The sequence below is a fragment of the Spirochaetia bacterium genome (genome assembly GCA_022482625.1).
Taxonomy (GTDB): domain Bacteria; phylum Spirochaetota; class Spirochaetia; order Sphaerochaetales; family Sphaerochaetaceae; genus Pleomorphochaeta.
In genome coordinates this window covers 1,999,152-2,021,506 of record JAKVOU010000001.1, presented here as the reverse complement: position 1 = coordinate 2,021,506, position 22,355 = coordinate 1,999,152, and the positions used below count along the sequence as shown (strand labels likewise).

Annotated in this window: 18 protein-coding genes; 10 read left to right on the top strand and 8 right to left on the bottom strand. The window is 41.7% G+C overall.

The genetic code is table 11. The features are described from left to right. The first annotated feature begins 134 nt into the window (after window positions 1-134). The gene (locus tag LKE40_09140) at window positions 135-2,867 is read left to right on the top strand and encodes an AAA domain-containing protein (protein MCH3917612.1); all 2,733 of its coding nucleotides are present in this window, start codon (window positions 135-137) and stop codon (window positions 2,865-2,867) included. Window positions 2,868-3,003: 136 nt separating this feature from the next. Here the strand turns inward: LKE40_09140 and LKE40_09135 are convergent, their stop codons facing one another. Beyond that, a complete protein-coding gene (locus LKE40_09135; GenBank protein ID MCH3917611.1) occupies window positions 3,004-4,407 on the bottom strand; it encodes a hypothetical protein in 1,404 nt (467 codons plus the stop codon). Between the two features lie 262 nt (window positions 4,408-4,669). Between LKE40_09135 and LKE40_09130 the strand changes: the two genes are divergently transcribed. After that, entirely contained in the window at window positions 4,670-5,155 is a 486-nt protein-coding gene (locus tag LKE40_09130) for a hypothetical protein (GenBank protein MCH3917610.1), read from the top strand. Between the two features lie 110 nt (window positions 5,156-5,265). Here LKE40_09130 and LKE40_09125 read toward each other — a convergent pair whose 3' ends face one another. Both LKE40_09125 and LKE40_09120 read right to left on the bottom strand, forming a co-directional pair. Continuing rightward, window positions 5,266-6,219: an HD domain-containing protein gene (locus tag LKE40_09125; protein ID MCH3917609.1), complete on the bottom strand. Its 954-nt coding sequence runs from the start codon at window positions 6,217-6,219 to the stop codon at window positions 5,266-5,268. Between the two features lie 197 nt (window positions 6,220-6,416). Continuing rightward, on the bottom strand, window positions 6,417-7,451 hold the full coding sequence (locus LKE40_09120; protein ID MCH3917608.1) for a sugar kinase: 1,035 nt from the start codon (window positions 7,449-7,451) through the stop codon (window positions 6,417-6,419). Window positions 7,452-7,625: 174 nt separating this feature from the next. Between LKE40_09120 and eda the strand changes: the two genes are divergently transcribed. Then, window positions 7,626-8,588, top strand: a complete 963-nt coding sequence (eda, locus tag LKE40_09115; protein ID MCH3917607.1) for a bifunctional 4-hydroxy-2-oxoglutarate aldolase/2-dehydro-3-deoxy-phosphogluconate aldolase — start codon at window positions 7,626-7,628, stop codon at window positions 8,586-8,588. 69 nt (window positions 8,589-8,657) lie between these two features. On the opposite strand, the gene LKE40_09110 is transcribed toward eda, so the two are convergent. From LKE40_09110 to LKE40_09090, 5 genes are all read right to left on the bottom strand, one after another. Next, a complete protein-coding gene (locus tag LKE40_09110; protein MCH3917606.1) occupies window positions 8,658-9,329 on the bottom strand; it encodes an amino acid ABC transporter permease in 672 nt (223 codons plus the stop codon). Beyond that, window positions 9,326-9,994: an amino acid ABC transporter permease gene (locus tag LKE40_09105; GenBank protein ID MCH3917605.1), complete on the bottom strand. Its 669-nt coding sequence runs from the start codon at window positions 9,992-9,994 to the stop codon at window positions 9,326-9,328. Before LKE40_09105 ends, LKE40_09110 begins: the two co-directional genes overlap by 4 nt. Window positions 9,995-10,026: 32 nt before the next feature. Continuing rightward, window positions 10,027-10,818, bottom strand: a complete 792-nt coding sequence (locus LKE40_09100; GenBank protein ID MCH3917604.1) for a transporter substrate-binding domain-containing protein — start codon at window positions 10,816-10,818, stop codon at window positions 10,027-10,029. Between the two features lie 52 nt (window positions 10,819-10,870). Beyond that, complete coding sequence (locus LKE40_09095) at window positions 10,871-11,605, bottom strand: amino acid ABC transporter ATP-binding protein (protein ID MCH3917603.1); 735 nt, start codon at window positions 11,603-11,605, stop codon at window positions 10,871-10,873. Between the two features lie 328 nt (window positions 11,606-11,933). Then, entirely contained in the window at window positions 11,934-12,968 is a 1,035-nt protein-coding gene (locus LKE40_09090; GenBank protein ID MCH3917602.1) for a LacI family transcriptional regulator, read from the bottom strand. Window positions 12,969-13,783: 815 nt separating this feature from the next. Here LKE40_09090 and LKE40_09085 point away from each other — a divergent pair. The 7 genes from LKE40_09085 (at window position 13,784) to iolE (ending at window position 22,352) form a co-directional block, all read left to right on the top strand. Beyond that, complete coding sequence (locus LKE40_09085) at window positions 13,784-15,289, top strand: sugar ABC transporter ATP-binding protein (protein MCH3917601.1); 1,506 nt, start codon at window positions 13,784-13,786, stop codon at window positions 15,287-15,289. 10 nt (window positions 15,290-15,299) lie between these two features. Beyond that, a complete protein-coding gene (locus LKE40_09080; protein MCH3917600.1) occupies window positions 15,300-16,301 on the top strand; it encodes a Gfo/Idh/MocA family oxidoreductase in 1,002 nt (333 codons plus the stop codon). Window positions 16,302-16,312: 11 nt separating this feature from the next. After that, on the top strand, window positions 16,313-17,302 hold the full coding sequence (locus tag LKE40_09075; protein ID MCH3917599.1) for an ABC transporter permease: 990 nt from the start codon (window positions 16,313-16,315) through the stop codon (window positions 17,300-17,302). A 68-nt stretch (window positions 17,303-17,370) separates the two neighbouring features. Then, entirely contained in the window at window positions 17,371-18,336 is a 966-nt protein-coding gene (locus LKE40_09070; GenBank protein ID MCH3917598.1) for a sugar ABC transporter substrate-binding protein, read from the top strand. Between the two features lie 412 nt (window positions 18,337-18,748). After that, window positions 18,749-19,555, top strand: a complete 807-nt coding sequence (locus LKE40_09065) for a 5-deoxy-glucuronate isomerase (GenBank protein ID MCH3917597.1) — start codon at window positions 18,749-18,751, stop codon at window positions 19,553-19,555. Between the two features lie 10 nt (window positions 19,556-19,565). Next, entirely contained in the window at window positions 19,566-21,446 is a 1,881-nt protein-coding gene (gene iolD, locus LKE40_09060) for a 3D-(3,5/4)-trihydroxycyclohexane-1,2-dione acylhydrolase (decyclizing) (GenBank protein ID MCH3917596.1), read from the top strand. A 9-nt stretch (window positions 21,447-21,455) separates the two neighbouring features. Beyond that, window positions 21,456-22,352, top strand: coding sequence for a myo-inosose-2 dehydratase (iolE, locus tag LKE40_09055; protein ID MCH3917595.1), 897 nt, complete (start codon window positions 21,456-21,458; stop codon window positions 22,350-22,352). The last annotated feature ends 3 nt before the right edge of the window (window positions 22,353-22,355 follow it).

The window sequence follows — 22,355 nt, the reverse complement described above, 5'->3', positions numbered from 1 at the left end:
TATAAATGCCTTTTTTTATTCAAAAGTGTTATGGTAAAAACCAAGTAAATCTTCTAAAAACTATTGCTTATGATTTTTAAATAGAATCATTGACGTTGCACCAGGGAGAGCATCAAGTGAATACAAGCAAGCATATGATTTTGCACAATGGCCAAGACATTACTGCAGATATCAGGTTTTGCAAATATAACTTGGATACAGGAAAATATGATATCACTTTTCAAAGTGAAAAGACGTACTCATACAATTGCCTGTCAATTGTTTGGTTAAAAAGTCCTAAAGTATTAAATCCTTCTCTGGTACGTATCAAGCATGGAGAACAAGAGCTGTTTGACATTCAGGCAATATATGTGTTTCATGGTGCATTAACAGATTATTGGCGCATTTGTTTTTCGAATAAAAGTGAACGTAGTTATGATCGGCAGAACTTAGCTGTCGAGTTTTCTTGCTTAAGTGAAAAGGGTTCCCGAGACTGCATGAATTACTTACGACAACTTGCCGAAATAAATGAACTTCGTTCAGAAGATGGCATCATGTTATTGCAAAGGCAGTATGAACGTTTGGACTTTGTAGAAAGAGATAGTGCATTGGCTGTATATTTGAATCCTCAAAGCCATAAACCGGCGTCTTATCAGAATAATGATTTTATTTTTCCTTTTGGAGGAAATGCCAGCCAATTTAAAGCAGTTCAGAATGCACTGACTAATCAAATTAGCGTTATACAGGGACCTCCCGGGACGGGTAAGACGCAAACAATTCTTAACATCATAGCAAATTTGTTGGTCCAGGGCAAAACAGTGCAAGTAGTTTCAAATAATAACTCAGCTATAGCTAATATTTTTGAAAAGCTATCTTTTTCTAAGTGTGGGATGGCTTTTCTTGTTGCATCCCTTGGGAATGCAAATAATAAAGCTGAATTTATTAAGAATCAGACAGGCAAATATCCTGTGTTGTCCGAGTGGGAAAAAAGTACTGAAAAGCAAGAAAGTCTATATGGAAACATTAAAAAGCTCATCCAGGATCTTACAGATGTATTTGCAAGGCAAGAGCGTCTTGCAACATTACGCCAAGAACTGAAATCCCTTGAATTGGAAATTAAATACTTTAGGCAATACTGTACAGAAGCATGTATTGCTGTTGATGGAATTACTCCTCGTCATTCTCTAACACCCGGGGAACTTATGGAGTTGTGGCAAGAATGTTGTGAATTTACTGAGAAGAATTGTTCTGTCTCTTTTTGGTTTAAGGTAAAAAGTGCTCTGATTTATGGAATATCGAACTGGAATTTCTATAGAAACGGTTTGCCAACAATTATTGCACTCTTGCAAAATCTATTTTATAAAGCAAAAAGGTCTGAGCTAAATACTGAAATTACGTTTCTGGTAAATACACTGAAAGTTGCAAATGCTGAACAAAAACTTGATGAATTGGAGAAAGCATCTATGGAGTATGTGCAAGCCAGATTGTTTGCAAAGTATGGTGGTCATTCTGACCGTATTGTGTTTACATCTGATGACTTGTGGCAACAGCCTAATAAATTTACGAAAGAGTACCCTGTTGTTTTAAGTACTACCTTTTCTTCTCTTAGTAGCTTAGGCAAAGCCGCAGTGTATGATTACTTGATCATGGATGAAGCCTCCCAAGTTGATATAGCAACTGGTGCACTTGCTTTATCCTGTGCGAAGAATGCTGTCATTGTCGGAGACCTCAAACAACTTCCCAATGTTGTAAAAGATGATATGAAAAAGCAGGCTGAGGCCATTTTTAAGTCCTATAAGTTTCCCGATGGATATTCATTTGCCAATAATAGTTGCCTGAAATCAATCTGTAGCATATTACCTGATGTACCGCGGGTATTGCTTCGGGAGCATTACCGTTGCCATCCAAAAATCATCGGGTTTTGCAACCAAAAGTTTTATGATGACAGCCTGATTATCATGACGAAAGACAATGATGAACCTGAAAGTTTGTCAGTATATAAAACACTTGTAGGGAACCATGAGCGGGAACATTTCAATCAACGTCAGATTGATGTGATTTGCAAAGAAATACTACCGAAGTTGCAATCATGTTCCCAAAGCGATATAGGAATCATTGCTCCATATAATGCACAGGTCAAGGCAATAAAAGAACAACTTAACTTGGATACAATTGAGGTAGCAACAGTGCACAAGTTTCAGGGACGCGAAAAAGATATAATCATCTTGACTTCTGTGGACGATACAGTAACGGAATTTTCAGATAATCCTTATCTTTTGAATGTGGCAGTATCACGTGCAAAGAAGCGTTTTTATCTTGTCGTATCTGGTAATGACCAACCTGCTGACAGCAATATCGGAGATTTGATTTCTTATATTGAATATAACAACTTTCAAATTGTCCAAAGTGAAATCTATTCGGTTTTTGATTATCTTTATCAGCAATATACTATGGAAAGAATGAAATTTTTAGAGAAATATAAGCAAGTATCACGCTATGATTCTGAAAACTTGATGTATGGAACAATAGTAGATATTTTGGCTTGCTATCCTGCCTTGTCATTAAACGTTATTTGCCACCAATCACTTAATATGTTAATTCGTAATCCTAAATATTTAAGTGACGAAGAACGTAAATATGCTATGAATACTGCTACTCATGTAGATTTTTTGATTTATAACAGAATTAGTAAAAAACCGGTGTTTGCAATTGAAGTGGATGGTTTCCACTACCACAAAGATGGTACACGACAGAAAAAACGGGATAGAATGAAAGACCATATTTTTGAGCTCTATCATATTCCACTGCTGCGTTTCCCGACAATCGGAAGTGGTGAAAAGGAAAAGATTGAGCAAGCAGTAAAACACTATGAGAAAACATACAGATAAATTCATTCTTGAACGAATAATTGGTGAAAGTTGTTATAGCATCATTTTCTTCTTGTTTTCCTAAGTGCAGTTATTTGAAGCTGTTTACTTTTCACCTCCCCCAGTCCGTCGAAATTGGCATATTTGTGTTTTCAAGTCAATTGTTGCTTTCCTTAGCAAACATTTCTTTTGTCCTTTCAAGTTCTTCGATGATTGTTTCCTGACCCATGGCATTGTATTGCCTGAAGGAGGAAAGGTAGGTCCAGAAGGATTGTATGAGATTGGCTTGGACTGCAGAAAAAAGATAGGAAGACGTCTTGTTGTCTTGGCTAAACAGTATGTTGTCTTGTTTGATGTAAATGGTTTCTTGTAAATTTCTTTCAGGCAGTATGACGAGCATATAACTTTTATGTTTTCTGATGTATCTGATGGTATTGTCAAAGTGTTGCAATAGCAGATCCTTTGTATAATATTTTCTTTCAGTTATACCCAGGAGGCCTGTGAAGGGTATCAAAAGGCCTTTTTCAAGATCTTCCGGTGTCGGTAAGGTTATGATTTCAGTCATTTCCTGTGATTCAAGCAAAGCACACAGATGTGAGGAAAATTTTTTGTGTATCTTTCCATATTCTGAAGAGATTCCTATTGCGGTAGCATCGGGAAGTGTTGTCCATGGTAAACCGGGTTGGGCAGTAATGACAGGATTTTCAGGACTTACAAAGGATGAAATCTGTGGAAAGAGTCCTTTGTCTATTTGAGTATGCTTTGTGATGATAGGTTTGCAAAGTTTCAGCAAGTTATTGTATTCTTTTTGCAGTGAAAAAATTATTTCTTTATTTGAGAAAAAGTAATTTGGCATATATTCTGAATCATATGTGATGCTTGAAGAGACAATTGCACAACTTGAAGATGCAATAAAAAGAGTTTGCTGGAATAGACCGTCACGGATTTTTGGACAATAGAAAGGTTCAATCTGTCCTGTCATATACAAAGGCAACCATTTTTGGATTGCTGTAAACATTTCATCAAGATTCCTGTTGAGCGTATGGATGATTTTTATGGTGTGTCCAGATTCAAGGATCTGCCTGAGATATGTTTTCCATTGTAAGGCAAAGGATTGGTCTTCTTTCAGCCAATCCATATTTTCATCACTATATAGCAATAATGTCTGTTTTTTGTTTTCATTCAATATTGTCTTGAAAAATCTGATAACCAAAGTTCTTTTTCCGTCATTGCCAAACAGACATGAAAATTCTGATTTGCTTTTATTTTCCGCTAAAGGAAATGTCAGTTTGCCAGATTGTGCAGATGTCAGCCAGCCTAACAAGGTCGTTACCTTGTCTTTTGGAATATTTGAGAAGCCAAGGAGTTCCCAATCTTCGTTGTTCAGCTGATGAGAAAAATATTGTGCTAGTTGTGGCAAGAACGTAGGCTGATTCGGAAGAGGTCTTTTTCCATTTCTCAATCTACTTATGTACGAAGGAGAAAGAGGGACCTTTTTTGAAAAAATAGAATTGGATGTTCCTGTCAATCTCATCAGAAAATCTAGTTTGTGACTAAACATATAGATAGTATATCGTTATTTATTGTATTTGCCAAGTTGGCATGATGTTGCCAATATCTTTGGCAATGACAACTGATGTTATTTCCTTGTGTAGATTGTCTTTCAATGTATACTGAACCAGTAGGTAGTATTTCTGGACCAAATGGTTTGCAGTCAATGTTTGTGGTATGTAATAGTTCGTAGTCAATTATTCGCAGGTGGCTTTACCGTGCGGATATATTGGCAACGACTGTTACAGGTTTGAAAATATCGGAGGTTTTTCATGAAGAAAGGTAATGTTCAAATGACATGCTTGCTTTGTTTTGTGGCCTCTTTTTTTATTGGTTGTAATATTGGAACTGATGGTGTCGGAAATAACATAGATGATATTCCGGGAAATCTGAAAACGGTAAAATATATAAATTATACACCGTCACTAGGAGACGTCAGCGTTACTGATGACGAGATTGATATAACCATTACCGAGAATTCTGCTGATGCTTCTGAAAGGGAATTTCAGGACGGTGCCCGTGAGATTGATACAGGAGATCTTTTGGTTGCAGGATATACGCTTGATGACGCATATCAGGAGTTGTCTGGGACATGCATCTATACGCTGGTATGCACAAAACCTGGTGCTGATACTTTGACCTTTGTCTTTGATATATATCATCCATATGATACCTTGGTCTATAAATTTGTCGGCAATGAAGAGATTGATTTAAGTACTGCCACTCCTATAACTTTCTTGACATGGACTGATTCATGAGTACGTTACGATAAAGGGTAGCTTTCCTTTTCTTTGAGAAAAGTTCGTGTATGGGTACAAAAATTGCTCCTGCCGTCAGGCAGGAGCTTTCTTGGTGTGGAAGTCTGTGTTTACTTTTCGCCTGTTGTAGTTTTTCTGAAGTTGGAATCAAAGAGCTTTTGGTATCCCATCCAGTTGCCAGACTGTGGTTCCGCCCTGAGCAGTTCTTTGACCGTTTCCATGGAAGCATCTACATTGTCTGCAAAATGCAACGCTACGGCTTCAGCCAGTTCCGGTTTCTTCGGTGAACCATACTCAAGTTCTCCGTGATGGGAGAGTATGCAGTGCTGCAGTTCGAGTCCCAGCTCTTTTGGGAAACCTTCAATTGTTTTGATTCTGTTCCCGATCATTTCAGAACCGATGACAAGATGCCCAAGCAAGTTACCTACATCAGTGTAGTCATTTTCCGGCATCTGGGACAATTCTTCAACTTTGCCGATATCGTGTAGGATTGCTCCCGTAACCAATAAATCCCTATTGAGGATTGGATAGTTCGTTGAAAAGGTGTCTGCAAGTTTTGTTACACCTAAGGTATGTTCAAGGAGACCACCCCTGAAACCATGGTGGACTGATTTTGCTGCAGAATGTACTTTGAATTCTGTGACAAATTCCTTGTCATCAACAAAAAAAGACTTGAGCAGTTGCTGGAGATACGGATTCTTGACAGAATCCATGATTTGCATCAATTGACTGAACATGTCTTCAATCGGAAATTCTGATGTCGGCATATAGTCTGATGGATCAAAAGTATTATCAAGAGCTTTTGTTGCCCTGAGCAGATTGAATTGCAGGCTTCCTAGAAATGTCGTTACTTCACCAAGCACACTGATATAATCCATTGGGGCAAAATCATCGAAAGCAGGGGTCCCTGGATTCCATATCTTTGCATCTACGGTTCCTGTTTTGTCCTGAAGCAACAGGATTTCATACTGTTTGCCAGCTTTTGTCGTTGCAGAAATTCTTTTTTTGCAAAGGTATACGCCTTTGACTTTTTCACCTTCCTTGAAGGTTTCAATGTATTTCATTGTCATTCCTCTTACATAAAATCAGCCTCATCATACCCCAATACGGCAGTTGAATAAACCCAGACAAGAAAATCAAGCATAATAAAATTTGTTTTCCTTTGATGGCTATGTCCATAAAAAAGTCCCAAAGGTGTGTAACTCCTTTTGGGACAAATGAGAGAGCTATAAAAATTTGCAGGATCCTTGTGGCGCAATAATCAGCGCTGGACCCTTCCTGAACCATTGCCGTTTGCCAAGGCTTCTATCTCTTGCTTTGTTGCAAGATTGAAATCTCCGCTTATGCTGTGCTTCAAGCACGAGGCAGCAACGGCAAAATCTATTGCGTGTTGCTCATCATTGCCATATTCACTCAGGCCATAGATGATTCCGGCAGCAAAGCTGTCACCACCGCCGACTCTATCGATGATATCGGTAATTTCGTAATGTTTGGAAAGATAGAATCCTGTTTTGCCGTCCAGAGCTGCACTCCAGCCATTATGGTCGGCACTTTTGCTTTCCCTGAGGGTCACTGCCACAGCCTTGACATTTGGGAACTGTCGTTTGACTTCTTTTGTCAGCTGTTTGTAGACGTCCGTGTCCAATTTGCCGCTGGCAACATCAACTGCTGCATCAATGCCAAGGCATTTTTGGATATCTTCTTCATTTGCAATGATTACGTCTGCAAATTTTGCAAGTTCCCGCATGACGGATGGTGCATCCTTCCCATATTTCCATAGTTTTTTCCTAAAGTTCAGATCAATTGAAACTGTTGCATCCTGTTCTTTTGCAGCTTTGACTGCGGCAAGGGCACAATCTGCAGCTTTCTGACTGACTGCAGGAGTGATTCCTGTAATATGGAACCATCTGGCGTTTTTCATGATTGCAGGGAAGTCAAAGTCTTTTGCTTCAGCATCACTGAAAGAAGAACCTGCCCGATCGTAGACGACAGAGCTTGCTCTTTGATTTGCACCTGTTTCCAGATAGTAGATTCCAAGTCTATTCCCTTGTTTCTTGATGTCTGTAGTATCAACATTATATTTTCTGACTTCTCTGATGCAAGCTTCTCCTATTGCATTGTCAGGAACTGCAGTAACAAACTTTACCTGTTTGCCCATGATTGCAAGTGATACAGCTACATTTGCTTCCCCGCCACCAAAAGTAGCTTCCAAAGCCGGAGACTGAAAGAAACGTTCATGCTGTGGAGACTTCAGTCTCAGCATGATTTCACCGAATGTAATGAATTCATTTTTCATGTTTTGTGTCAAGGTCCGTGAGGCCTTGTTTCCTCCTTGCGTAAGAGATTGGTTCTGTTGCAAAAACTTGTAAAAGAAAAAGCAACAGGAACTTGCTTTTCTTAATGTTAGGGTGTATTCTTTCCATTGTCAATATTTTTGGAACAATGTTTCATTTTTTTAAGGAGAGTCAGTATGTTTGAAGATTTCTATCAGAAAGTGCATGAAATTGGAATCATTCCTGTTGTCAAGATTGATGATGCAGCAGATGCAGAAGCCTTGGCCGGAGCTTTGATCAAAGGTGGAATCCCTGCTGCAGAAGTTACTTTCCGTACGGCTGCTGCGGAAGAAGCAATACGACGGATCTGTAAAGCTTATCCGGAGATGCTGGTTGGGGCAGGGACAGTACTTTCTGTTGAGAATGCGGCAAAGGCTATCGCAGCCGGTGCTCGCTTCATTGTATCTCCCGGATATGATGAAACACTTGTTTCATGGTGCCTTGGCAAAGGCATACCTATTTGTCCTGGTGTCTGTACGCCCTCTGATATCCAGAAGGGAATTGCTGCAGGATTATCTGTTTTGAAATTTTTCCCTGCAGAGGCAAGCGGCGGGGTCAATATGCTGAAGAATTTGGGAGGACCATTTCCTTCATTGAAGTTCATGCCTACCGGTGGTATCGGACTTCAGAATGTTACCGATTATGCAAAAGCTCCGAACGTACTTTGTGTAGGTGGTTCCTGGATGGTCAAATCTGATTTGATCAGCAGTGGCAACTGGGAAGAAATAACAAAGAAATCCAAGGATGCAGAATTGGCTCTGCAAGGTTTTTCTTTGGTTCATGTCGGAATCAACAATGCAGATGAACAACTTGCATCAAAGGCGGCAAAGAGCTTTGAAGCTTTTGGTATGGTCCAGAAAATCGGCAAATCTTCTACCTTCATGGATGATAAGATTGAATTGATGCATACTTCTTTTTATGGAGCCAACGGACATTTGGGTTTCTCTTGCATTGATGTTGACCGTTCTATCCATTACCTTGCACAGTTTGGGTTTACACCTCGTCAGGAGTCCATCAGGAAAGATGGAAAGGGCGCGACGACGGTAGCATACCTTGAACAGGAAATTGCAGGGTTTGCAATTCATCTGGTCAGGAAATAAATAAAAAGCAGGCAGACCGGGGATTCGTTTCAGTCTGCCTGCAATATCATAAAGAGGTAACCCTCTTGATCAACAAGGTTTCTTGAATAGTCTTTGTGAAACATGCATGAGAAGTATATTGATCAGATAGTAGATAAAAGCTGTAATAGCATAAAGTACTATGACTTGGTCTGCGAACTTGAATTTTCCCATGATGATTGTCGTGTTCATCATCAATTCTCCGATACCGACAACAGCACAGAACGATGTATCCTTGATACAGGTCACGAATTGACCGACCATGGGGACGAGGATGTTCCGCACAGCCTGAGGTAGTATTATATGAATCAAGGTCTGACTTCTTGTGAATCCCTGTGATGCAGCAGCTTCCCATTGGCCCTTTGGGATTGAATTCAATCCACCCCTGATAATTTCTGCAACCATGGCAGAAGTGAAGACTGTCATGGCAAGGATTGCCGAGGCAACCGGTTTATTCTGAATCTTATAGTTACCGATATAAGTCGGCATCGTAAATCTGAATGCAAGAATATAAAGAAGAAGCGGCATGTTTCTTACACATTCAATATACAAGGCACAAATCTTATGGAAGATGCCTTTTCCCATTTGCCTGCCGATTCCGAGTATGGCACCGAAAACGAAAGACAAACCTATGGATATGCCTGCTATGAAAAGAGTCATCCGCAGACCTTTCAGCAGGAATATAAGAACTTCAGGCAGTGTATAGGGTGAGAAAAGATTCATTTTGCTGCTCCCTTTTTGAGCCGCTCTTCCATGTTCCGTGCATAAGTGGATAAAGGTAGGCAGATAATCAGATAAAGAACACCGACTACAATGAAAGTAGGGCCATAAATTGATGCATCAGCTGCAAAACTGTCAGATCTGTACATAAGTTCTCCACCGGCTATAAGCGCCAAAACTGAAGAATTCTTGATCAAGTTTACAGACTGGTTTGCCATCGGAGGCATGGCAATCTTGAGAGCCTGCGGAAGGATTATCAATCGCATTGCAGTGAGAAAAGGAAACCCCTGCGAGGCCGCCGCTTCCATCTGTCCTATGGGAACAGCTTGGATTGCTGCTTCAACGATAGAAGCAGCAAAAGCACCTGTGTACAGTCCTAGGGAAATGCATCCAAGAATAAAAGGTGAGAGCATGATGCCCAACCTAGGTAGTACATTGTAAAAAAAGAATACCTGTACGACCAACGGGGTATTCTGGAAGAAACTGATATAGCCTTGGCAGATAGTTTTGACAGCTTTCTTGCCGCTTACTCTCAGTAGTCCTACCAGAATCCCGATGGCAAAGGTCAATAGCAATGCCAAGACAGAAATCAAGATGGTCTTGGCAAAGCCTGACAAAAATATATCGAAGTGGGCAAAGAGTTCTTGCCACATCCAAAGTCTGAACATACGAATCCCCTCAGTTGCTTATGACGGACAGTTTATTTGAGATGCCAGTTTTCCTGCATCTTGTCCAATTCTCCGCTTGCTTTGAGTTCCTCGATTGTATCATTGATTACTTTCAGCAATGCTGCATTACCCTTCTTGACAGCTGCACCATACTGCTGGGGTGCAAAACGTTCTGGAAGCAACATACAGGAATCTTCCATATAACCTGCAAGGATCGAAAGATCAACGCTGAAGGCATCAATTCTTCCAGAGTCAAGGGCAACTTTGATTTCAGGATATGTGGCAAATTCGCTATACTTGAGTGTAATGCCTTCTTTCTGTGCTTCTGCTTCCAAGCTTTTCTTGGTCGTTGAGGATTGGGCAACACCTATTGTTTTTCCATCAAGATCCTTGAAGGATTTAAATCCATTGCTTTTCTTTACCATGACTGCAACGGAATCGACATAATAGATATCAGAGAAATCCCAGCTTTTCCTTCTTTCATCGGTCACCGTGAAAGTTGCTACGACTGCATCGAGTTCACCTGTATCAAGCAAAGGCCCTCTCGTTTTTGCTGTAACTCCGACAAAATCAATCTTTGGATTTGGCCCAAGAATCTTTTCACCGATCTTGTTTGCCAAGTCTATTTCAAATCCTTCTACCTTGCCGGTCTGGATATTCTTATATCCGAAATTAGGTACATCTTCCTTACACCCGACAGTAAAGACGCCCCTGGCCTTGATTTTGTCAACTTCGGTTTTTGGTGCTGTTTCGGTTGTTCCGTTTGCAAAAAGTGCTACTGCTGACAGCAGAGCCATCGCTCCGATTGCAATGATTTTTTTCATATTTTTCCCTCTCCTAAGGTATTGACTTGTCTGTCTTGAAAAGACAGCCTTACTACGCGCTTTTAAGAATCTTTGACAGGAACTGTTTTGTCCTTTCATGCTTTGGATGATTAAAAACTTCTTCAGGGGTTCCATCTTCAGATATGACACCCTGATCCAAGAAAAGGACCCTATCTGCAATATTTGAGGCAAAACCCATTTCATGGGTTACCACAACCATTGTGATGTTCTGTTGTGCAACCTTCTGCATGATATCCAGCACTTCACTGATCATTTCAGGATCCAACGCACTGGTCGGTTCGTCGAATAACAGTACTTTAGGTTCCATAGTCAGTGCTCTTGCAATGGCGACCCTTTGCTGTTGTCCTCCTGAAAGCTGGGAAGGATAACTGTCCCTTTTCTCAGCCAATCCAACGGCTTCAAGATGTTGCATGGCCCGTTTTTCTGCCTGTTCCTTTTTTTCTTTTTTCAAAATCCTGCATGCAAGGGTCAAGTTATCCAATACAGTCAGGTGTGGGTAAAGGTTGAAGGATTGAAATACCATTCCCATTGATTGTCTTACTTGGCATAATTGTTTTGATTTCAGGTTCATCAGATCGACACCATCGACGATTACCTTTCCCTTCTGTGGCCTTTCAAAGAGATTCATGCAACGGAGCATTGTACTTTTCCCAGATCCTGAAGGTCCGATAATGACAGTTTTTGAGCCCTCTGCCAAAGAGAGCGTAATATCCTTGAGTACTTCCAAGTCTCCATAACGCATATTCAAGTGTTCAAAACTGATAATGTTTCCCATTGCTGATGCTCCTTGGATAAAAAAACAACGGTATTTGCCTGTTAGCAGACACCGTTGTCTTATCCACTTACCATTAGATTTGTTTTGGAGAGTTTTTTCAAGGAGCAGAAACAGGAAGTTATAACAAAATTTTTGATATTGCAAATTTTCGTCTATAACTACTGATTATACGTACTTTATGACAAATATAATTCAATTGAGTTGTAAAAAAACTGGTCAGATGCTCTCCATATTGCATGTTTTTTTTAATAATATCAAAATCGGTTACTATAAATTTTCCATAATTACCCTTCGGCCGATGCAATAAAAGGAGTAATTGTCAATTTCTTTTTGCTGTTGATTGCCTTTCGACCAAAATAGGTTGGATGCTTATATGTTTCGGCCGGGAAGACTCTCCTTTTTTGTTTTTTCTTATCAGAAAGAACAGACGTTCACAGGTCATGAAGGCCAAATCTTCCTTTGGTTGGTGTATGGTGGACAACATAGGCGTAAACATCCTGCAGAATTCACTGTCATCATAACCAAGGATACTGATATCCTGCGGTATATTGATTCCTTTTTGTTGCAAGGCGGTCATGGCTCCTATTGCCAGAAGGTCACTGATGGCAAAAACAGCTTGTGTTTCCATGATTCGTTTATATTCATGAAGAACCAGTTGCTTTGCATCTTCCTGTGTCCTTTTGCATTCCAAGGCAAGTACCTTGCAATGATATTTGTTTGCTGCTGCCATGAAACCTTCATATCGCAAATTGAATTCGATATGATCGTCGATATCTCCGATAAAAGTAAGGCTCGTACAACCGTTTCTGATAAGTGCTGTTGCTGCCAGATACCCTCCGTGGAAGTGGTCAGTGTAAATCATATCTCTCTTCGTATCCTCTTCCGGATTCGGTGGATAATGACAATAGACTATGGGAATATCGGCAGATTCGAGGAATTTTTTGGTTTTTTTATCCAAAGTTTCGACTACCATGATCAGACCGTCAACTTTGTTGGTCGACACAAGTCTGATAATATTATTTTTGCCCGTGATATCATTGAACTCATAGGTAAGGAGCAGATCGAAACCTTTTTCTTGGATATTTGTCTGTATGTCGTTGAGCAACTGGCTGTGATAGACGTTGACAGAAATGTCGCTGAAGTTTTTTGGCAAGACTATGCCGATTGTCTTTGTTTCACATTTTACCAGGGAACGGGCTCCTGCATTGAATTCAAAACCCTGTTCATCAGCAATCTGCAATACACGTTCCTTTGTCTTGCTGTTCGCCATCGGGCTATCATTCAGACACCGTGAAACCGTCGATATACTTACACCGGCCTGCTTCGCAATGTCCTTTATTGTAATCTGCTTCATGTTGCTATGATAGCCGAAAATAATCCTGTGGTAAAGAAAATAAAGCAAGAATTCAAGAAAAAATAGAAACGGTTCCAAAGAGAAAAAAGGGAAAATTTCAAGGATTTCTGTGTTTGTATTAGGATTTTAAATAAATGTTTTTTTGCAAAAAAAAATATATGAAAAAGACAAAACAATAAAATGTAAAAAAGAAGAGATATTTATTAACACTATATGTAGTGGTATCGTAGATGTATACCAAATGAATTGAATTACTATGGGCTTATGTTATTTTCTGTAATGTGTGATAATTTGTCATAAAGAGAAAATAATTCTTTATTTTCCTTATATATGAATTTGTTATTTTTAAATTTTTATTTAAAAAAATAATTTCATATAAAATTTATAATTATATGTATATTATAATGGATATAAATATTATTGAATAAGATTTCATATTTTAAATGAAACTTGAATATAGTATTTTTAACAACAATATTGAGAAATTTTGTCTTAGAATACAAAATATGAAAGCAAAATATTAATCAACTTTTACACGCTATATATGTATTCTTTTTAATTGCTTAATAAAAGTATTATAAATTTTTTTTCTGCCTTATGTTTTGTAAAATACATATTTTTAAAAAATAAGATAATTTATTATCGATAAAAAAGATTTTTTAATTTTTTCTTGACGACTTCGGATTTCTGGGGTAAATATATGATTATTGGTAACGTTTTCAGTTTTTTTCGGAGGTGTAGAACTGGACTTTTAAAATGTGCTTTGAGGTTTGTACTTCAGAGCCCGGTTTGTTGGAAATAAAAGGAGGAGGGTTGTGAGTAGTGGTAAGACATTGCTTGAACTTGATGAAATTACAAAAATTTATCCAGGTGTTACAGCGTTGGATAAGGTCAGTATCAAGGTTCAAGAAGGTGAAGTCCGAGGTCTCATCGGAGAAAATGGTGCAGGGAAATCTACTCTCATAAAAGCACTGGCAGGAGCGCATGCCCCGACTTCAGGAAAAATCATTTTTAATGGGCAGAGTTTTTCTTCCCTGACTCCGGCAAAATCAATGGAATTGGGTATTGCCTGTATTTATCAGGAATTGCAACAGGTTCCTTATATGTCAGTCATGGAAAATCTTTTTTTGGGAAGGGAAATTGAGCTACAGAAAGGTATTATCAATCGCGAAAAGCAATTGGAAGTAGCTGTTGAACTTCTTAAAGAATTTAATTTGCATGTAGATCCCCGTACTGAATTAAGAAAACTCGGAGTCGGAACCAGACAGATGATAGAGATTTGCAAAGCGGTACGAACCAATGCAAAATTGGTCATCATGGATGAACCGACAGCTGCTCTTTCTGAAAAAGAAACTTCCGAATTGTTTAAGATCATTGGTAAACTGAAACAGATGGGGGTTACTATTATCTTTATTTCCCATAGGTTGGCAGAGATAAAATCCGTTTGCGATAGTCTGACTGTCCTGCGGGATGGATGCCTTGTCAAGGATTCCATTCCTATTTCTGAAGTAAGTATTGACCAGATGGTTTCCATGATGGTTGGCCATGACATCAAACAGAAATATCCAAAGAAAACTTTTACAAAGGGAGAACCATTGTTGGAAGTCAAGGGGTTGACCCATAAGGGTGTATACCATGACGTCAGTTTTACGGCATATGCAGGTGAATTGCTTGGTTTTGCAGGGCTTGTCGGAGCTGGCAGAACAGAAGTAATGCGAGGCGTCACCGGAGCAGATCTGATTACATCCGGAGAAGTTTTTGTCAGAGGACAAAAAGTAAAGATTAAGAACCCAAAGGATTCTATATCGGCAGGGATTGCCTTTTTGACTGAAGACAGAAAAGCCCAAGGCTTGATTCTTCTCCGTTCTGTTGAGTTCAATTCGACGTTGGTTGCTTTGCCTAGCTATACAAAAAAAGGGTGGCTCAATGTTGAAAAATGTCGCAAGGATACGGAAAAAGCTGTCAAGGATATGAGAATCAAGGTTCCGAAGATAGATACGCTTGCCAGTTCCCTTTCCGGTGGTAACCAGCAAAAGGTCGTTATTGCAAAATGGCTTCTTTCACATGCAGATATTTTCATTATTGATGAACCTACCCGTGGCATTGATGTCGGAGCAAAAATTGAAGTTTACAACCTTATCAATGCATTGCTTGAAAGTGGTAAGGCTGTGATTATGGTCAGTTCTGAAATGGATGAATGCATGGGGATGGCGGACCGAATTATTGTTATGCATGAGGGAGCAATAACAGGTAAATTTGCTCGTCCTGAATTTACCCAAGAAAAAATCATGTATGCAGCATCAGGTTTGAAAGCAAAATAAGAGGAAATAAATGAAAAAGGTTAAATGTGGCGTAATCGGTCTGGGAAGATTGGGGACTCGTCATGCAACGAATTTGGCAGCAAATATTCCAGAAGCTGAACTTGTTGCCGTATCTGATGTGTCGACGGCAGCCCTTGACAAGTTTGTATCAGTTTTTCCAAAAGTGAAGGCCTATACAAACTATAAGGAAATGCTCGCGGATGAGGAAATTGAAGCAGTCTGCATTGCTTCTTCAACCTCGATGCATGCTATCTGCCTGAGAGATGCAATACTTGCTGGTAAAAAGATTTTCTGTGAGAAACCTCTTTCTCTGGATTTGGCAGAAGCAAAAGCTTTGCAGGATCTTCAGCAGGAAAAGCAAGCTTTTGTCCAATTGGGGTTCATGAGAAGGTTTGATGCAGGTTATATGACTGCTAAAAAGACTATTGAAAGTGGAAAACTGGGAGCTCCTATTTCAATTTTGGCTATTGGCCGGGATCCCGGTTGTCCTCCGATTGAATTTGCAAAACATTCAGGAGGATTGGTATTTGATATGGCAATCCATGACATAGACCTTTGCCGTTGGTTTTTTGGTTGTGAAGCAAAAGAAGTCTATGCAAGAGGTGGGGTTCTCCTTTATCCACAATTGGGAGAAATCGGTGATATTGACCATGCTTCAATATCCATTTTGTTTGAGAATGATAAGATTGCAACTCTGGAAGTGAGCAGAAATGCAAGCTATGGTTATGATATACGGACTGAAATAGTCTGTGAGCAAGGGGCGACTTTTGTCGGACAGCTTAAGCAGGATCCAACAGTTGTCCTGTCCCCCCATGCTATGTCAGTCAATACACTCCCCGGTTTCCTTGAACGCTTCAGGGATGCTTATTTGAATGAAATGCAAATTTTTGTCACTGATGTGCTGGCTGGTAAGAAAGAGGCCAGAGTAGGAGTAGCTGATGGTGTTGCTTCCATGGCAATTGCAAAGGCTATAAATGAATCGTTGAAAAAAAATCAGCCGGTCGTGCTTTAGGAGGATATGATATGGCAACGGAGGAAAAGAAGGCAACAGGGGGCACTTCTGTAATAAGGAAAATTCTGAAAAAGGGCAGTAATATGGGTATCTTGATGAGCCTTTTGCTGCTATGTGTCGTTATTGCAATTGCTACCCCGAGATTCTTATCACTTTCAAATTTGAGCAATGTACTGTCCCAGGCGTCCCTTATTGCAATTTATTCGGTTGGGCAGTTCCTGGCTATTCTTACAGCCGGCATCGATTTGTCCATTGGTTCCTGTTTGGCATTGTCAATCATGATTATGGGTATCGTTGCCGTCAACCTGCAGGCAAATCCCTTCATTGCTATGTTGGCTTGCTTGGGAATGGGTACTTTGTTTGGTTTTTTCAACGCAGTATTGCTGACCAAACTGAGATTGCCCCATCCTTTCATTTCAACTATCGGTACCAAGATGATAGGTGCAGGCTTGGCTCTTTTGGTTACGGGAACATTGCCTATAAATGGATTCCCGAAGCCTGTACTTTTCCTTGGTGAAACATCTCTGGGTTTGCTTCCTGTGTCTGTTATTCTCGTAATAGTAGTCTATGTAATTATGTATCTTTTTATGAATAGGACTAAAACTGGCAGGTATATATATGCTGTAGGTGGTAATATTGAAGCAGCGAGGCTCTCAGGTATCAATACTGGAAGAGTGCTTATGACCGTTTATTCATTGTCCGGTTTCTTTGCTGCACTTGCTGGTATCGTCTTGGTAGGCCGAGTTGATTCCGCTTATCCTCTTGCAGGCAAGGACTATGATACTGATTCAATTGCTGCAGTAATCATCGGAGGTTCTTCTTTCGCCGGAGGTGTCGGTGAAATCCAGAATACTTTGATTGGTGTGCTTATCATCTCTGTGCTTCGCAACGGTTTGAATTTGCTCAATGTCAATGCAAACATGCAGACCGTTGTCATCGGCGGCGTAATCATCCTGGCGGTATATGTCGATGTTCTCAAGCATATGAGCGAGAAAAAATAAGAATAAGTTTTTCGGTATGTAATACCGAAGGAAAATAGTCATTTCAACTACATGAAGGAGGAAATGAAATGAAAAAGGTAGGTATGGTTTTGTTGTCTTTGGCACTTTTGGTACCATCGGTGGCATTTGCCCAGGGCAGTGAAGAGTCTGCAACAGGTAGCGAAGGTCAGAAGACCCTGAAGGTCGCTGTCGTTCTGAAAACTCTGAGCAGTGAGTATTGGCAACGTGTAGCGTCCGGATGTGATGATGCAGCAAAGGAATTAGGCGTAGAGGTAACCAAGCTTGGTCCTCCGACTGAAGATGCTGTCGTCCAGCAGATCAACATGGTTGAAGATTCTTTGGCAAATAAGCCGGATGCATTGGTGTTTTCACCTTCACAGCCGACAACGGCCGAACGGGTTATAAACAAGGCCATGAGCAATGGTGTTCCGGTAATTATCATCGATTCCCCTATGCCCAGTGATTTCACAAACTATAACTGTTTCATTGGAACTGCAAACTATGAAGCAGGTAAGGAAGGTGCTGAATTCATGGTCAAGCAGATGAACGGTAAGATCGGTAGTGTTGTGATTATTGAAGGTGCTCCTGGCAATCCGACTTGTACTGATCGCGCTAATGGTGCTGAAGAAGTCTTCAAGAAAGCCGGCTTCAAGATTGTTTCTCGCCAGCCAGGATATTCTGACAAAGAAAAAGGCTTCAATGTCATGCAGAATGTCCTTCAGACTACCAGCAATGTTGATATTGTATTCTGTGCCAATGACGAAATGGCTCTTGGAGCCCAGAGAGCATGTGCACAGGCCAAGGTTCCTGCCAAGGTCGTCGGTTTTGATGGCAACAAATCTGCCATTCAGTCCATTCTCAAAGACGAAATGTTTGCAACAGTTGCTCAGAAACCGGAAGCAATGGGTAAACTTGGCATTGAATATGCCGTCAAGGCTATTAAAGGCGAAAAGTTTGACAAAACTATTGATTCTGGCATAGAAATCATTACCAAGGAAAATGCACAGGCAGCTTTGGACAAACTTCAGAAATAAATGGTGAGTTTTACCAGTGGAAGGTCTTGGCTTTCCACTGGTTATTCTATTTGAAAAATGCCTGTTGAACGCTGGTGGTGATGATATCTGCTATCGGCATTTCTGCAGGAATTTTCATTTTTGGAAGTTTCTTTTCTATGATAGAGTAAATTAAATGTAGCTTTGGTTGCTATGTTGTGAAAAAGAAGGCAATAGATTCTTAAAGAAGCAGATTTATTGGATAAAGCGTTTGAAAACCTTTCCAATAATTATAGGTAAAACGGCAAACTAAGTATCAGTTACAAATTCGAAATAAGCTGAATTTTTATCTTGTAATATGAGCTTTTGGGGTTTATGATTTAATTGGTACCGTTTTCATAAAATTGGAACTTAAGCTATTGATTCAGTAAATATATATTTTCGAGGCAGAGTTATGGTGATAAAGAAGAAAGAGATGCACGGGGGGTACAACCCGATCACGGAGCTGGACGGGGCCTACCGTGAGCTGATGCTGGACTTCGGGATCCTGAAGCTTGGCAAGGGGGAGGAGTACAGCTGCAGCCTGGGGCGCGAGCGGGCGTTCATGCTGGTGGAAGGGAAGCTGACCTACGCATGGGAGGACCGGGTGTACACGGCGGAGAGGAGCTCGCCGTTCGACCAGGCGCCCATATGCCTGCAGGTGGCCGCCGGGGTTGCGGTGAAGCTTGTGGCGCTGGAGGACAGCGAGGTGTGCGTGGAGCGGTGCGAGAACGAAAAGCGGTTCCCGTCGGTGCTCTATAAGCCGGAGGACATACGTACGGACATCTTCGGTGAGGGGACGCTGGGGGACACCTCCAGAAGGTCGGTGCGGACGGTGTTCGACGGGCAGAGCGCGCCGTACTCGAACATGGTGCTAGGGGAGGTGATCAACCACCCTGGCAAGTGGTCCTCCTACCCGCCGCACGACCACCCGCAGCCTGAGGTGTACTACTACCGGATGTTCCCGAGGCAGGGCTTCGGGGTGTCGCTGCTTGAGGACGAGGCGACGATCGTGCACGACGGGGACACGTCGCTGATCTACCCGGGGCACACGCACTCGCAGGTGGCTGCGCCGGGGTATGCGATGTACTACATCTGGATGATCCCGCACCTGAAGGACGACCGCTGGCTGCCGACGACGCGCTACTACCGCAAGGAGCACCAGTGGCTGCTGGAGAAGGACGTGAAGGTCTGGCCGGAGCGAAAGTACGAAAAACAATAGGAGAAAAAGCATGGGCGACACAATCAGACTTACTATGGGACAGGCAGTCGTAAGATTCCTGGACAACCAATATGTGGAATTTGATGGTGAGGTAACCAAGTTCGTAACGGGAGTCTTCGGTATTTTCGGACATGGATGTGTACTGGGAATCGGAGAAGCTCTGCAGGAAAAGAACCATGGGCTGAACTTTTACAAAGGCTGCAATGAACAAGGAATGGCACATGCCGCTATTGGCTATGCCAAACAGAACCATCGCAGGAAAATTATGGCGGTGACCACTTCTGTGGGACCCGGTGCTGCCAATATGGTAACGGCAGCAGCACTCGCAACGACAAACAGGATACCGGTACTTCTGCTGCCGGGAGATACATTTGCCTGTAGACAACCTGATCCTGTTTTGCAGCAGATAGAGCAATTTGATTCCTGCAATATAACGACAAACGATGCATTCAGGGCTGTATGCAGATATTGGGATCGGATTGCACGCCCAGAACAGGCAATGACTGCGTTGCTCAATGCAATGCGAGTATTGACTTCTCCCAGCGATACCGGTGCCGTATGCCTTGCCTTACCTCAGGATGTACAGGGAGAGGCTTATGATTATCCTGTTGAGTTCTTTGAAAAGAGAATACATCATATTGAACGTACCATTCCGTCAGAAAGTGCTCTTGAGCGCGCAGCGGCTCTAATCACTGCCTCAAAAAAACCGATGTTGATTTGTGGCGGCGGTGTAAAATATTCAGAAGCCGGCAAGGAATTTTCGCGATTTGCAAATACCTTCGGTATTCCGTTCGGTGAGACCCAGGCAGGAAAATCTTCTGTGGTTTGGGATGATTCGATGAATCTCGGTGGACTGGGAGTGACCGGAGGATCTGCTGCAAACAAAATTGCCAGTGCAGCGGACCTGGTCATATCTGTAGGTTCTAGATTGACAGATTTTACTACATCCTCAAAATGGCTATTCAAGAATCCCGACATGAAACTGCTTTCAATCAATGTGTGTGATTTTGATTTGTACAAGATGAATGCGAACATATTGAAGGCTGATGCAAAGCTGGCTCTTGTCGGACTGGACAAATTGCTTTCGAAGAAAGGTTATCACAGTAGCTATACTGATGAGATAACTGAAGCCCGTGCGGAATGGGAGCATGAGGTTGACCGTCTGTACAGCACAGAAACCGGTGGCAGCGGCGGCTATTCGCAACTGAGGGCTTTGGGCCTGATGAATGAAGAGTTGCTGAACAAAGAAGCAATCGTAGTCGGTGCATCCGGATCATTGCCCGGAGATCTGCAGCGCGTATGGCGGACTCGGAAGACTGATACCTATCATATGGAGTATGGTTACTCCTGCATGGGGTATGAAATAAATGCTGCGGTCGGAGTAAAGATTGCGCGTCCTGATGTTGAGGTGTATGCTTTGGTTGGTGATGGGGCCTTTGTGATGGGCCACAGTGAATTGCTGACGGCTCTGGAAAATGGCATCAAAATTAATGTTGTACTCTTTGACAACTCAAGTTTCGGTTGTATAGATAATTTGCAACGTTCACAGGGAATCCCTCAATTCGGCTGTACTCTTGCTTACAGAAGCCCGGAGACAGGCAGGCTTGATGCAGGCGGAAGGATTGTACCTGTAGATTATGCAAAGATTGCAGAGGGCTATGGATGCAATGCATGGAGATGTACTGACAGCGAGCAGGTGAGGAAGGCTTTCAAGGAAGCCAAGGAGTCAGACAAGTCTACCTTGATAGAAATCAAAGTAGACGAAAATTCCATGACAGGTAGCTATGGTTCATGGTGGCGTGTCGGAACGCCTCAGGTAAGTGACAAGAAGTCGGTTACAGATGCCCGTCGGGCTATGGACCGTGAAATAGCCAAGGCTAGGAAATTCTAGGAGGTCGGCATCATGGATGCAAAGAAAGTAAAACTGGCAATTGCCCCTATCGCATGGACGAATGACGATTTGCCGGATTTGGGTGGTGAAAATACATTTGAACAATGCGTGTCTGAAATGGCATTGGCAGGTTTTACCGGATCAGAAGTCGGTAACAAATATCCGAAGGATCCAAAGGTACTCAAACCTATGTTGGATTTACGGGGGCTGCAGATCTGTAACCAATGGTTCAGTGCTTATCTGACGACACAGTCCTATGGAGAGGTCGAAAAGGCTTTTGTAAGCCAATTGGATTTTCTTGAAGCAATGGGAGCCCATGTCATCGGTCCTGCTGAGCAGGGCAATACCATCCAGGGAAAGCAGGATGTTCCTATCTTTGAAGGAAAGCCGACATTCTCTGTTGAAGAATGGAAGCGTCTTGCCGAAGGATTGAACAAACTCGGCAAGATTGCCAAGGACAGAGGATTCAAGCTGTGCTATCACCATCATATGGGTACAGGTTGCCAGACGGTTGCAGAGACAGAAAGATTGCTTGATGCAACAAATCCGGACTATGTATATCTCCTTTACGATTCAGGTCATTTCGCTTTCTCGGGAGAAGATCCCGTCAAGGCCCTTGAACGCTTTGTCAGTAGGGTAGGTCATGTGCATCTGAAGGATGTGCGGAAGGATATGCTCGAAAAAGTACACAAGGAGCACCTGAGTTTCCTTGGAGCTGTCAGAGCCGGAGCCTTTACGGTGCCTGGGGATGGAATGATTGATTTTCCATCGATTTTCAAGATTCTTGAAGCACATGATTACAAAGGATGGATGGTTGTCGAAGCAGAACAGGATCCTGCAAAGGCCAATCCATTGGAATATGCTATGAAAGCAAGAAAGTATATACGGAAATATACACAGCTATAGGAG